Below are 13,257 nucleotides of genomic sequence, written 5' to 3'. Positions count from 1 at the left end.
GAATCACCCTCCTGGGTCGGTGTCCGGCGGGGTACCGAGCACGAGACCGACGTTGTCGATCAGTCGGGTGCTGCCCACCCTGGCGGCGATGAGCAGCCGAGCGCTCCCCTCGGCGGGCGCGGGCTCCAGTTCCGGCCCCCGCAGCTCCAGGTAGTCGACCGCGACCTCGGGTTGGGCCGCCAGCGTCGCGCGGGCGGCCTCGTACACCGCCTCGGCGCCGTGCACCCCCGCGTGCGCCCCCGCCGTCAGCGCGGCCGACAGCACCACCGCCTGCTCCCGCTGCTCGGCGTCGAGGTAGCTATTGCGGGAGGACAGTGCCAGCCCGTCGCGCTCACGCACGGTCGGAACACCGATCACCGAGGGTTCCATGTTCAGGTCACGCACCATACGCTTGATCAGCACGAGCTGCTGGTAGTCCTTCTCCCCGAACAGGGCGTAATGCGGCCGCATCACCTGGAACAGCTTGGCGACCACGGTCAGCACCCCGCTGAAGTGCCCCGGCCGGTGTTCCCCTTCCAGCTGCTCACCCAGCGGTCCCGGATCCACGGTGACCGAGGCACCTTCCGGGTAGAGCTCGGTGACCTCTGGGGTGAACACCAGCTCCACCCCGGCCCGCCGCAGCGCTTCCAAATCGTCGTCGAGCCGTCGTGGATAGGTCTCGTAGTCTTCACCCGGCCCGAACTGCAGCGGATTCACGAAGATCGACACCGCAACCACCGCGTTCGGGATGCGACCGGCTCGGCGCACCAGCTCGAGGTGCCCCTCGTGCAGCGCACCCATCGTCGGTACCAGTGCGATCGTGCTGCCGACCTGGCGGAGCGCGCTCGCGGTGCGCGTGGCGTCCTCGGCACGGTGCAGCACGTTCAGCTCGCCCCTGGTGAACCGTGTCGCGTTCGGGATCATCGGCTACCCCCCAGCGTGCTCTCGATCTCGGCAGCGGCACCCTCAGCCAGCAGCCCGTCCTCCCTGGCGCGTTCCGCGGTGCGCCGCGCCAGTGCCGTGTAACAGTCGGCCACCCTCGGGGCCCGCTCGCCGAGCACCTCCAGGTGGGTGCGCACGGTTTCGGTGTCACCCCGCGCGACCGGGCCGGTGAGCGCGCGACCGCCGTGGCGGAGGGCGTTGTCCAGCGAAGCCGACAGCAGCGGGCCGATCAGCCGCTCGGCGTTTCCGATGCCGGCGTCGCGCAGCACTTCCACGCAGTCCGCGACCAGCGTGAGGAGATGATTGGCACCGTGGGTCAGCGCGGCGTGGTACAGCGGCCGGACACCTTCCGCGATGCGCACCGGCTCGGCCCCCATCTCCACCGCCAGCGCCTCACCGACCTGGTAGGCGGCCTCGTCGCCGTCGCCAGCGGTCACGCCGACACAGCACGCCGCGAGACGCTGGATGTCCTCCTCGCGACCGGTGAACGTCATGGCGGGGTGCAGCGCGACACACAGCGCGCCCACACCTGCCGCCGGTGCCAGCACGTCGACACCGTGTGCCCCCGAGGTGTGCACCACGATCTGGCCGGAACGCAGCGCGCCAGCGGCTACCAGGCCGCGCACCGTACCGGCAAGCGCGTCATCGGGGATCGCCAGCACGACCAGATCGCTGCGGGCGGCCACCTCGTCCGGCCGCGCGAGCTCCACCCCGGGCAGCAGGGTCTCGCAGCGACGTATCGAAGCGGCTGATACACCGGATGCGGCGATGACGGAATGCCCCGCCGTCGCCAGGGTCGCGCCGAGAACGCTGCCCACCCTGCCCGCCGAGACGACACCGACGGACAGCCGCGCTGGCCGCTCCATAGATCGTTGCTCCTTCGCTCGTTCCAGTCCCGCTCGGGCACCGAACGCTGCCGGGTACCGGACGATGTGAGCGCGAGAGTAACCGAGGTGTCGGCGTGCGCGCCTACCGGCCGTGACCAGTTTCACCTGGTCCCGGGACACGGCCTTGGGTCACGCACGCCGCCTGCGCCTGCGCGGCTGAACCTCCGAACCGTAGGAGGCGAGCAGCTCGCTGACCGGTCTGCCCGCGGAATGCGACCCACCGGTGTCGGGTTCGGGGCCGCCCGCGTTGCTGTCCGACCTGCCGGGGCTCTCGCCCTGCTGCCCGCGTGGTTGGCCGTCGTCGGCGCCCCACTGTTGCCAGGTGCGCGGTTCGTGCTCGTGCCTGCGGGGCACCTCGGGCCCGGGCCGCGCGCCCTCGTGGCTGTGCCGGGCGGCGCGCGAGGCCGCTGCCACTGTGGCAGGCCGCTGGCGCTGCTGGCGTCCCCCGGTTCGCGTGGTAGGGCGATCCGAGACCGAGAACCACGGCGACGGGGAATCCGCGACCGGCGCGCCGTTCCCGCTGCCATGGCCGTTGCGGTACGGCTCGCCGTGATCGGTCACCGGCGCGAACGTGTCGGTTGGCGGGTCAACCTGCCGTGCCGCTCGTCCCTGATCGGACACCACCCGGCCCGCGCCCTGCTCGAGGTACTTGAAGTCGTCGCCCGACGCCCGCATGCGGGTGGCTTGCGCGGTCAGCGCGATGCGCTCGTACAGCACCTCGCCGTCGAGCAACTGCCGCAACGTCTGCTGTAGTTGCTCCAGCTCCGCCCGCAACGCGTTCACCTGCTCCTGCGCGTTGCTCTCCAGCTCTCGGCGCTTGCGCAGCTCGAACTCGAGCTCGTGCTCCTTGCGCGCGGCGATCTCCCGTTCGAGTTCGCGCTCGTAGATCTCCTTCGCGTTGGCCGCCGAGGCCGCCGACTCCTCTGCCTGCGCGCGGTACCTCGTCGCCACGATCGCCGCGAGCAGCACCGCCCACAACGCGGCGACCAGCCCCAGCCGCAGCAGCCTGGTATCGGCCGACAGCAACAGGACGCCCGTCGCCGCCACGACGAGTACCCCGCCGAGAACGGCCATGACGGTACCCGCGCGCCCGCCGCCAGCGACCTTCATGAGGCTGAGCCTACCTTCCAGTGACCATACCGATACCAACTCGGTACTTTCGTTGTCCACCGTTACGCGGTTTGTGGGCTTCGTTTGTCACCGATTCCATCTCGTACCGGCTCGCCGTAACCGGTCGCCCACGGTGTGTGGGCACGTGTTCACGCGTGCGGGTCCCTGCTCTCGTCCCGATCATCCATCCCAGGGGCGCGGCAGCAGTGTTCCAGCCAGAGGGCGGCGCCGATCAAGCACGCCGCGCAGATCGCGCCCACCACGGCCGCGGGCAGGTCGTCGCCTGCCGCGGCGATCGTGCCTGCGCGCGGTGCCAGGTAGGCGATCCCGGCAAGCCATCCCCCGACCATGATCGCCCCGAGCAGCGAGGACGCCTTGGCCAGAACGGCGAACCGTGCGATCAGGATCGCGTCGTAAACCACCCTGCCGCTTGCGATCCGGTTGCGCGCGCTCGCGGCGAACCCGAGCTCGATCAGCGCGAGAACCAGCAGGGTCCCGCCCGCGAGCGTCGGCAGATCCGGCATGGCGTGGTAGGCCTGATCGAACAGCAGGTACCCGACTCCGAACCCGATCAGGCCAGCGGTCAGCAGGTCCCTGGCCCGCGTGAATCGCATTCGCTCAGCGTATCCGGGCGGGCTCGGGTCCTGCGGCACGGGCCGTCACACCAGCCGCAGGTCGTCCCTGCGCCGCACCGCCTCGCGATCGGCCTCGTCGAGCCCATCCAGGAGATCGGTGACCGCGCCGTACCCCGACAACCAAGCACCGGGGTCGGCATCCAGCCAGGGGATCAGCACGGTGGCGCGGGAGGCCGCGCCGGGATGCGGCAACAGCAGCTCCGGATCCTCGGAACGGATCCCGTCGACGGTCACCACGTCCACATCCAACGTGCGCGGCCCCCACCGCCGCTCGCGGACGCGGCAGGCCAGCTGCTCGAGTCGCTGCGCCCACCGCAACCACGCCCAGTGGTCGAGCTCGGGGTCGGCGACCACACACACCGCGTTGAGGAAATCCGGTTGGTCGGTCACTCCCCACGGCCGGGTCTCGTACACCGCGGAGATCGCCAGCACCGCCCCGCCCAGGCCGGCCACGGCTTGCCGCAGGTACCCGATGCGGTCGCCCAGGTTCGATCCGAGGGACAGCACTGCGCGGGTCACCCGGCTCGCTCCCTGCTGACCGTCACCGACACGTCATCGAAACCGACCTCGATCGGAGCCTCTGGCTTGTGCACCGTCACCTCTACCCGTTGGCCGCCCGCGGTCAGCACCTCGTCGGCGATCCGCCCGGCGAGCGCTTCGATCAACCGGTAGGGCGCGCCGGTCACGATCGCCGCGACACGCTCGGCCACCGCGCCGTAGTCGATCGTGTCGACGAGCTCATCGCTGCGCTGGGCGCGTTCCAGATCGGCCCACAGCACCACATCGACGACGAACTCCTGGCCCCGCTGCCGTTCCCAATCGAAGTAGCCGTGGTACCCGGTGGCGCGGAGCCCGCGCAGGGCGATCCTGGTCGAGCGGGCCGCGGACGCAGGCACGCTCACGATTCGCCCGCCATCGCCGCCGCGACGGTCACCGCGTCCACCGATGCTCCGACCTCGTGTACCCGCACGCCCCACGCGCCTGCCCGCGCGACCAGCGCCGAGATCGCGGCGGTGGCCACCTCGCGGCCGTCGGGGTCGCGGGGCCTGCCGTGCTCGTCGGCGAGCAGCGCGCCGAGGAAGCGCTTGCGTGAGGCACCGACGAGCACCGGGAATCCCTCGGCGGCCAGCGTGCCGGTGTGGCGCAGCAGCTCCCAGTTATGCTCTGCCCGCTTGGCGAAGCCGATCCCTGGATCGAGCACGATCGATTCCGGAGCCACACCCGCGGCCACCGCGGCATCCACCCGCGCGAGCAGCTCGTCCCGCACCTCGCCGACCACGTCGGTGTAGCTGGCCAGCGTGTCCATCTCCTTGCTGTGGCCGCGCCAGTGCATCAGCACGAAGGGTGCGCCGGTCGCGGCGGCGACCTTGACCATGTTCGGGTCGGCCAGCCCGCCGGAGACATCGTTGATCACTACGGCGCCCGCACTGATCGCCGCCTCGGCCACCGCAGCGCGCGTGGTGTCCACCGAGAGCGCGATCCCGTCGGCGGCCAACGACTCGATCACCGGAAGGACCCGTTCGATCTCCTTGTCGGCAGGAACCCGGTCGGCACCGGGACGGGTGGACTCCCCGCCAACGTCGATCAGGTCGGCCCCGCGTGCGTACATGACTTGGGCGTGGCGGACCGCGTCGTCGATGTGGAAGTACCGGCCCCCGTCGGAAAACGAGTCCGGTGTGACGTTGAGCACGCCGACCACGGCACAGCGGTCCTCACGGCGGGGGACGCCCGCCCGTGCGGTGAACGCGAGCACGCTCATCGACGTCCCTTGATCAGGGAAAGCGCCTCCGACCGCGTGGAAGCGGAGGTTTTCAGCATCCCGCGCACCGCCGAGGTCGTGGTCCGCGCTCCTGGCTTGCGGATTCCCCGCATCGCCATGCACAGGTGCTCGGCCTCGACCACCACGATCACTCCCCTCGGCTGTAGCCTGCGCTCAAGGGCGTCGGCGACCTGCGAGGTCAGCCGCTCCTGCACCTGCGGGCGCTTGGCGTAGAGATCGACCAGCCTGGCGATCTTGGAAAGCCCCGTCACCCTGCCGTGCTCGTCGGGGATGTAGCCGACGTGGGCGACACCGTGGAACGGGACAAGGTGGTGCTCGCAGGTGGAGAACATCGGGATGTCGGTGATCAGGACCAGCTCGTCGTGGCTCTCGTCGAAGGTCCGGTCGATCACCTCGGCCGGATCGGTGTGCAGGCCGGCGAAGAGCTCCCGGTAGGCACGCGCCACCCGCGCCGGGGTCTCCTGCAGGCCTTCCCTGTCCGGGTCCTCGCCGCAGGCGATGAGCAGCTCGCGAACCGCCTCCTCGGCACGCTCGGCATCGAATGCCCTGCCCGCGGCCGCATCCCACTCATGCTCGGTGCCGGTGTGCCCGTCTCCGGACACGTCGCCGTTCACGCCACGCGAACCGAGCCGGGCCACATACGTCCCGAGCTGCTCACCGTCGATGTTGCCCATCTTGCCCGTCGGGGTCCCCTCGCTGCTGTCCCTGCTGACCTTCACCGTACTGCCCCTCCGCGGGCAGCTCCCCTTGCTGGTGCGGGGGCTGCTGCGGATCGGCGGGTTGTCGCGGCTGCTCGCCGGTGCCCGTACCGCGCTGGTCCTGCGGCCACCAGGGCTGCCGGTTCCGGCCGGACGGTGTCGTCGCGGGCTTCCAGCCGGGTGGTGCGCCGTAGTTCGGCGGTCCGTACCGGTTGCCCCCGTGGCCGGAGCCATCCTGCTGCGGGCCGCCATGTGGCCTGCCGTAGCCGGGATAGGGCTGGGCGCCGTTCCCGCCTGCCTGCCTCGGGTCCTGCTGCTGCCTGCCCGGCCAGCCGCCCCCGTTGGGATCGGCCGGACGGTAGGCGTACGGGTTCGCCGGGGCGTTCCCCCGCTGCTCCTGCCTACCGCCCTGACGATTGTCCTCGGCAGGCTGCGGCGCGCCGTTGTCGGTCGCCGTGGCCGAGGCCACCGGCTCCGGGCGCGGCTGCTGATTACCCTGCTCGCTGCCCTGCTCTGCGGGAGGCGGCCACGGCTCTCCCCGCTCGGCCGCGATCTCGGCCGGGGTCTTGATGGGTGGCTTCTCGGATGGCTCGCGGGAACCGAAGTCGTTGAAGATCGTGATCCTCGGCCGCTTGTTCACATTCGAGAAGATCCGCTCCAGGTCGGGGCGCTGCAGCGTCTCCTTGCGCAGTACCTCGTACACCAGGTCGTCGAGCACGTCGCGGTAGGTCGACAGCACCTCCCACGCCTCGGTGTGCGCGGTCTCGATCAGCTTGCGCACTTCCTCGTCGATCTCGTGCGCCACCTCGAGCGAGTAGTCGGCCTCCTTGCCCGCCGAGCGGCCGAGGAACGGATCCCCCTGGTCTTGGCCGTACTTGACCGCGCCGAGTCGGGCGCTCATGCCGTACTCCTTGACCATCGCCTTGGCGATCTTGGTGGCCTGCTCGATGTCCGAGGACGCCCCGGTGGTGGGCTCGTGGAAGACGAGCTCCTCCGCGGCACGCCCGCCCATGGCGAAGACCAGCCTGCCGATCATCTCCGAGCGGGTCATCAGGTCTTTGTCCTCCTCGGGCACGAGCAACGCGTGCCCGCCCGTGCGGCCGCGCGGCATGATCGTGAGCTTGTACACCGGCTCGATGTCCGGCATCGCCCACGCCGCCAGCGCGTGCCCGCCCTCGTGGTAGGCGGTGATCTTCTTCTCCTTCTCGGAGATGATCCGGCCCTTGCGCGCGGGACCGCCGATCACGCGGTCCACCGACTCCTCCAGCGCGGTCTCGTCGATCTCGTGCTTGCCGAGCCGGGCCGTGAGCAGCGCCGCCTCGTTGAGCACGTTCTCCAGGTCGGCTCCGGACATGCCCGCGGTGCGCTTGGCCAGCCCGTCCAGGCTGACGCCCTCGGCGAGCGGCTTGCTCCTGGCGTGCACCTCCAGGATCGCCTTCCTGCCTCGCAGGTCGGGCGCCTGCACCGGGATCTGCCGATCGAACCGGCCGGGCCGCAGCAGCGCCGGGTCGAGGATGTCCGGGCGGTTGGTCGCCGCGATCAGGATGATGCCGCCCTTGGAATCGAAGCCGTCCATCTCGACGAGCAGCTGGTTCAGCGTCTGCTCGCGCTCGTCGTGACCGCCGCCGAGCCCTGCACCGCGCTGCCTGCCGACGGCGTCGATCTCGTCGACGAAGATGATGCACGGCGCGTTCTGCTTGGCCTGCTCGAACAGGTCCCGTACACGGGAGGCGCCGACACCGACGAACATCTCGACGAAATCGGACCCCGAGATGGTGTAGAAGGGCACCCCAGCCTCGCCTGCGACAGCGCGCGCCAACAGCGTCTTGCCCGTACCGGGCGGCCCGTACAGCAGCACGCCCTTGGGCACCTTCGCTCCCAGCTCGTGGTAACGCCCCGGGTACTGCAGGAAGTCCTTGATCTCGTGAAGTTCCTCGACAGCCTCGTCCGCCCCCGCGACGTCGACGAACTTGCTGGTCGGCATGTCCTTGGTGAGCTGTTTCGCCTTGGACTTGCCGAAGTTGAGCACTTTACTGCCGCCGCCCTGGGCCCTGCTCATGATCCAGAAGAGCAACAGCAGCAACAGGGCAAGCGGGATCATGTAGATCAACATCTGGCCGAGCAGCGTCGTCTGCGTCACCGAGGTCTCGACCTCGACGTTCTGCCCGACCAGCTCGTTGTAGATGTCCGCCGAGATCCGCTCCGGGTACTGGGTGATGACCTGGTCGGTTTGCTCACCGTCGACGCTGATCGGCTCATTCAGCGACAGCAGCAGCTGCTGTTCCTTGTCCTCGATCTCCGCCTCGGTGATGTTTCCCGCGGAGACCTGCTCCATCGCCTGGGACGTCGGGACTTCGGCGTAACCCCTATGGTCGTCGAGCAGCGAGGAGAAGACGAGGTAGAGCACCACGGCGAGCGCGATCCACACCAGTGGGTTCTTGAGGAGGCGCTTTCGGTCCATGCTGATCGGCCGCCTACGGCCTTGACCCTCCCTGACTCGACCTTGGAGTTTGCGATGCCTGGTCACACCGTGTCGCGTGCAGGCAGCGCTGCCCGTGCTCTCACTGATCGCCGCACTCGACCTGCGCACAGTGACCCGTCGCGGACATCACAGTGTCGCAGGCGATGTAGCAGCCGATACCGGCCAGCCTGCAGCACCGATACCGCGTTATCTCAGGGTACCGCCCACCGCCGTGACGGTGTGCCATGGAGCCGGATGTCGGGATCGGCACCATCGGCACCCTCCGGGTCAACGGGTGGCCGGGAGGTCTTGTTCCACAACCGTGGGCGCGCTCCTACGACTTGTGACCCAGTTCGCCCACGACCTCACCGACCAGCTCACCAAGGCGTGTGCGCAGCGTCCTGGTGTCAGCCGGTGACACGGTGAGCCAACGGTGCCCATCCTGGCCGGTCCGTGCCAGGCTCAGGTAGCGCCCGCTCGCGGTGTCGAACCAGGCGAGCACCGGTGAGCGCCTGCGGGCGCCGAACTCGTCTCGCGCGTTGGCCGCGAGCTGACCTCCCCGCAGCCGTGGCTGCGCGACCAACCTGGCGTAGTCCTGCCGCTGGTCACCGGCGGTGCGCTCGGACAGCTTGGGGTGGGAGCTCGACCTGCGGCCGAACCCGAGTCGCTCGGCGAGGCCACCCTCCTGCCGTTCCGCAGCGGACCGTACGGCACCGCCCGCGGCGGTCGCAGGCACCGCGGCGGTACGCGCGGCATCGGCCGCCGAGATCGTGACGGAGCGTTCCGCGCCGCGCGAGCTCGGCGGCAGCAGGTTGACGATCTCGGTGACAGCGCCGTCCTGGTAGATCGACCGTAGCCGGATCCCCTCGCTGTCCTGCACGGCGAGTACCCCGCCCTGTCCGTCGCTCGCGGCGATCCCGGCGACCGGTGCTGCCCCTACCTCTGGGACGTGGAGCGTGTCGATGCTCATGCTGGCGCGCGCGAGCAGCATCAGCCAGTACCCGACGGTGGGGTCCAGCCTGCCGTAGGAGTCCCTGACGCCCTCCGCCCTGAGCTGCTCGTCCACGCGGTGCCGCAGGGCGGTGCGCTCGGCGACCGTCGCCCCGTGCGATGGCACCCGAAGCGGGTAGGGGAGCTCACCGAGCCCGGCCGACTCCCACAGGAAGTCGAAAGTCACCGGCGCGAAGAACCGCGCCGACGTTCCGTTTGCCACGATCTCGTGAACCTCCCCACGTGAGCCTGCTATCCAGCCACCGATGTCCGGCGTACCCCGGCAAGCATCTCACCGATACGGTGCCGCAGTGTCGGCGCGTCGGCAGGCGCGATGGTGACCCACTCCCGGCCGTCACCACCACGGCCTGCCTGTGTCATGTAGCGCCCGCTCTCGGTGTCGAACCAACTCAGCACCGCCGACCGTGCCTTGTCACCGAAGGGTGACCTACCGTTAGCGCCGATCTGCCCGCCACGCAGCCTGGGCTGCGCGTGGAGCCGGGCCAGCGCCTTGCGCTCGGTGTCGGTCTGCGCCCGGACCTCGCCGTTACCGCCCGAGCGCGCCAGCTCCTCACCCGGCCTTCGCTGCAGGAAGTCCGCGCCTGGTCCTGCCATGAGCTGCTCGACCGGCACGGTGACGGACCGCTCCGCGCCCCGCCGCCCGTGTGGCAACAACGACACGATCGCCGTCGCCAGACCATCCGGATCGGCCCGGTCGAGCACCAGCCCGCGCTCGTCCTGCACAGCGAGTACCGCCCGGTCTCCGGTGGCAGCCGCCAGCGCGAGCACGGCCGGGTTTCCCGGCTCGTGGATGTGCACCGAGTCTACGCTCAGCCGCGCCCCGGCCAGCACGTCGAGCAGCTCGGCGAGATCCTGCCGCACCGTGCCACGCTCATCGGCCAGACCACGCTCGGCGAGCTCCCCGAGGGTCCGCCTGCGCAGCGCCGCCCGCTCGGCCATGGTCGCGCCGTGTGAGTGGAGCTCCAGCGGGTAGGGGAGTTCCCCAGCGCTGTACGACTCCCACAGGAAGTCCAGCTCCACCGGGGTCAGCGGCCCCGCCACCGGCATGACCCGCCCTCACTCGTCCTCGTCGACAAGACCGATCACCGGTGGGGCCATGGCTTCGCCCGGCCCGAACAGCTCATCCGGATCCGGCTCGATCAGGTACGACTGGTGGCTGTACTCCTCGTCCTGCGCCCCGGAACCGCCTGCGCCTCCCGCGGCACCGCCGACCGCGCCCGCGGGCGCCACCGGCCCTGCTGCCGGGGCCATGCCCCCGGCAGCCGCGTGCGGGTGCGCGCCGTGCGGCTGCCCGGTCTGCCCCGCAGCGGGCTGACTGGCGGCGGGGTTGGCCGCGGCACCCGAGCCCTCGGGTGCCGCCGGGCCCGTGGCGTGACCGCCCACCTGGTCACCCTGTTGCTGGGCATGCAGCTGGGCATCCTGCGGCTGGCTGCCCTGCTGCTGCGCGTCGTGCCCGCCGTGTCGCTCGCCTGGCCGCTTGCTGGCCGTCTGCTTACCCTTACCGAGGGCCTTCGCGCCCCCGACACCGAGTCCGGTAGCCAGCGCCGCGGCACCCGCTCCTGCCGCGACCCCCATACCGGCACCGCCGCCTTCGGAGACCGGAGCCTGGCCGGTGGTGGTGACCGGTCCGGCCGGAGCACCGACCGCGCCAGCGGAATCACCACCGCCGATCCCGGCGCCACCCGGCTGCTGGCCCGCCGCCGCGCCGCCCGCTGCCGCCCCGGCGGCAGGGACCTGCTGCCCACTACCGGCGCCGCCGAACGTCTCCGCGGTCGGTGCCGATCCGACACCGATGCCGCTACCGTAGCCCCCGATACCGGCACCATCGGCGTCCCCGGACCCGGTCGCGGGCCGCAACGACAGCGACTCCGGCCCGAAACTCGGCGTGCTGCAGTCGACGTCCTCCATGGCGGCCGTGTAGGCGTTGCAGTAGGCGACCTGCTGGGCCTTCACGTTGCGGGCCGTGTCGGCCTGCTCCTTGAGATCCTGTGTCATCGCTTCCGGCCCCCCTGCCAGCAGCGCGTCCAGCGCCTGGTCGGCGTTGAACTCCGCGGGGGGTGGCATCTTCTTGACCTCAGAAGCAGCCGCGGCCTGCTCGGTCATGCGCTGCCCCATGGCGCGGGCGGCCTCACCCGCCGACTCGCTGGACCGCGCGATACCGGCGATCGCGCCCTGCGCCGCCCCGGAAGCCTGCCCGACCCAAGCGTGCCCGAGCTCGCGGACGGCGTCGAAGAGCTGGTTCGACAGGTCGGTCAGCGAGGCCCCGTGCTCCATCCACGCCTGTCCCGTGGCGTCGACGGTGCCCGGGTCGTTCTTCAGCGTCGCCCCGTTGTACAGCTGGTGGGTGTCGAAGCCGTACCAGTTCGGCGGGTTGGTGATCGCGCGATCGGAGCCGTAGTGGAATCCCCCGCCACCGCGCAGCCGTTCGACCAGCGCCTCGTGACTGCCGTTCGACGCCACCGGCACCGGTCCCGGCTGGTAGCCCTGACCGCCGCCACCTGCCGGCTCTCCGGAGCCCTCGGGCGCCTGCTGCGAATCGGCCTGACCGTTGGCCTGCTCGCCACTCGAATAGCCTGTGCGATCGGAATCCATGATTCCCCCTGTCCGTTGTGCCCGTAGGTCGCGGCTCACGCGACGCCTGGATTGGAGCTCGCCAGCACGCTCGCTACAGCTGCCTGTTGAGCGAGGCCGCCGTCGCCGACTCCATCTCGTCGTAGTTGCGGATCGCGGCGTTGATCGCCTGCTCCACCTGTTCGTACTGCGCGTGCAGGTTCCGCAGCGCTTGCAGGTAGGAATCGCCGTAACCGCTGGCCCGATCGGCGTACTTGGCCGACATCGCCTCACCGACGGGATTGGCCCCCAGCTGCGGGAGGACCCCCACCTCGGCGGTCCTGGAGATCAGCGATTCCACCGCATCCTTGCCCGCGCGGATCTTCGACAGCACCGCCTGCGCGGCGTCGGGGTCGATCCCGATCTCGCCGCTGGCTGCGGCCTCCATGAACGCCGCGGTATCCATACCGCTGTAGGACATGGTCACTCTCCCCTGTAGTCATCGGCCGCCCACGGCCGTGGCTCGTCCCTAAGACTAACGCAGACCTGCCGCCGCTACGACGCGTTCCGGGAGAAAAAGGTTCCGTTTCTCCCTCTGCCGAGTGCGCCCTGCCAACCCTCCTGACGTGACGCCGGGACACGGGCGGCTTAGTCCTGGTAGACGTGGGGAGACAAGGTGGCGATGTACGGCAGATCGCGGTACCGCTCGGCGTAGTCGAGACCGTAACCGACGACGAACTCGCTCGGGAGGTCGAAACCAACATACTTCACCGGGACATCCACCTTCACCGCGTCGGGCTTGCGCAGCAACGAGCACACCGCAAGCGATGCCGGGTTGCGCGTGGCCAGGTTGCGCATGAGCCAGGACAGCGTCAGTCCGGAATCCACGATGTCCTCGACGATGAGCACGTCCCTGCCCGAGATGTCGCGATCGAGGTCCTTCAGGATCCGCACGACCCCGGACGAGGAGGTCGCCGAGCCGTACGAGGAGATCGCCATGAACTCCAGCTGGGCGGGGATGGGCAGGGCGCGCGCGAAGTCGCTCATGAACATCACCGCGCCCTTGAGCACACCGACGAGGAGGAGGTCGTCCTCGCTTCCCGCTGGATAGTCCGCGGCGACCAGTTTGGCGAGTTCAGCCGTCTTGTCGTGAATCTCCTGCTCGGTGATGAGCACGGACGCGATGTCGCCGGAGTACACGGTC

The 13,257-nt window shown here is 70.2% G+C and carries 14 protein-coding genes; all 14 read right to left on the bottom strand.

The window, feature by feature from the left end:
- Positions 1–3: 3 nt before the first annotated feature.
- On the bottom strand, positions 4–903 hold the full coding sequence (gene panC, locus F8178_RS02905; protein WP_317493014.1) for a pantoate--beta-alanine ligase: 900 nt from the start codon (positions 901–903) through the stop codon (positions 4–6).
- A complete protein-coding gene (locus tag F8178_RS02900; protein WP_317493013.1) occupies positions 900–1,787 on the bottom strand; it encodes a DUF2520 domain-containing protein in 888 nt (295 codons plus the stop codon). The genes panC and F8178_RS02900 overlap by 4 nt, the downstream gene beginning before the upstream one ends.
- Positions 1,788–1,937: 150 nt before the next feature.
- Positions 1,938–2,918, bottom strand: coding sequence for a DUF6779 domain-containing protein (locus F8178_RS02895; protein ID WP_317493012.1), 981 nt, complete (start codon positions 2,916–2,918; stop codon positions 1,938–1,940).
- 149 nt (positions 2,919–3,067) lie between these two features.
- Complete coding sequence (locus F8178_RS02890) at positions 3,068–3,532, bottom strand: DUF3180 domain-containing protein (protein ID WP_317493011.1); 465 nt, start codon at positions 3,530–3,532, stop codon at positions 3,068–3,070.
- Positions 3,533–3,577: 45 nt separating this feature from the next.
- On the bottom strand, positions 3,578–4,072 hold the full coding sequence (gene folK, locus F8178_RS02885) for a 2-amino-4-hydroxy-6-hydroxymethyldihydropteridine diphosphokinase (RefSeq protein WP_317493010.1): 495 nt from the start codon (positions 4,070–4,072) through the stop codon (positions 3,578–3,580).
- A complete protein-coding gene (folB, locus tag F8178_RS02880; RefSeq protein WP_317493009.1) occupies positions 4,069–4,455 on the bottom strand; it encodes a dihydroneopterin aldolase in 387 nt (128 codons plus the stop codon). The genes folK and folB overlap by 4 nt, the downstream gene beginning before the upstream one ends.
- On the bottom strand, positions 4,452–5,312 hold the full coding sequence (folP, locus tag F8178_RS02875; RefSeq protein WP_317493008.1) for a dihydropteroate synthase: 861 nt from the start codon (positions 5,310–5,312) through the stop codon (positions 4,452–4,454). The genes folB and folP overlap by 4 nt, the downstream gene beginning before the upstream one ends.
- Complete coding sequence (folE, locus tag F8178_RS02870) at positions 5,309–6,007, bottom strand: GTP cyclohydrolase I FolE (protein WP_396344961.1); 699 nt, start codon at positions 6,005–6,007, stop codon at positions 5,309–5,311. The genes folP and folE overlap by 4 nt, the downstream gene beginning before the upstream one ends.
- A complete protein-coding gene (gene ftsH, locus F8178_RS02865) occupies positions 5,988–8,492 on the bottom strand; it encodes an ATP-dependent zinc metalloprotease FtsH (RefSeq protein WP_317493006.1) in 2,505 nt (834 codons plus the stop codon). The genes folE and ftsH overlap by 20 nt, the downstream gene beginning before the upstream one ends.
- A 334-nt stretch (positions 8,493–8,826) precedes the next feature.
- Positions 8,827–9,705 carry an ESX secretion-associated protein EspG gene (locus F8178_RS02860; protein ID WP_317493005.1) on the bottom strand — a complete coding sequence of 293 codons (879 nt, stop codon included), beginning with the start codon at positions 9,703–9,705 and terminating at the stop codon, positions 8,827–8,829.
- Positions 9,706–9,734: 29 nt separating this feature from the next.
- Positions 9,735–10,550 carry an ESX secretion-associated protein EspG gene (locus F8178_RS02855; protein ID WP_317493004.1) on the bottom strand — a complete coding sequence of 272 codons (816 nt, stop codon included), beginning with the start codon at positions 10,548–10,550 and terminating at the stop codon, positions 9,735–9,737.
- Between the two features lie 9 nt (positions 10,551–10,559).
- A complete protein-coding gene (locus F8178_RS02850; RefSeq protein ID WP_317493003.1) occupies positions 10,560–12,095 on the bottom strand; it encodes a hypothetical protein in 1,536 nt (511 codons plus the stop codon).
- A 73-nt stretch (positions 12,096–12,168) separates the two neighbouring features.
- Positions 12,169–12,534 (bottom strand): hypothetical protein, encoded by a 366-nt coding sequence (locus F8178_RS02845; protein ID WP_317493002.1) that lies wholly within the window; start codon positions 12,532–12,534, stop codon positions 12,169–12,171.
- A 167-nt stretch (positions 12,535–12,701) separates the two neighbouring features.
- Positions 12,702–13,253 (bottom strand): hypoxanthine phosphoribosyltransferase, encoded by a 552-nt coding sequence (gene hpt / locus F8178_RS02840; protein ID WP_317493069.1) that lies wholly within the window; start codon positions 13,251–13,253, stop codon positions 12,702–12,704.
- Between the last annotated feature and the right edge of the window lie 4 nt (positions 13,254–13,257).

This window comes from Haloechinothrix sp. LS1_15 (assembly GCF_033042135.1).
Taxonomy (GTDB): domain Bacteria; phylum Actinomycetota; class Actinomycetes; order Mycobacteriales; family Pseudonocardiaceae; genus Haloechinothrix.
Note: the sequence above shows the minus strand (reverse complement) of the source record. Positions and strands in the feature narration are given on the sequence as shown.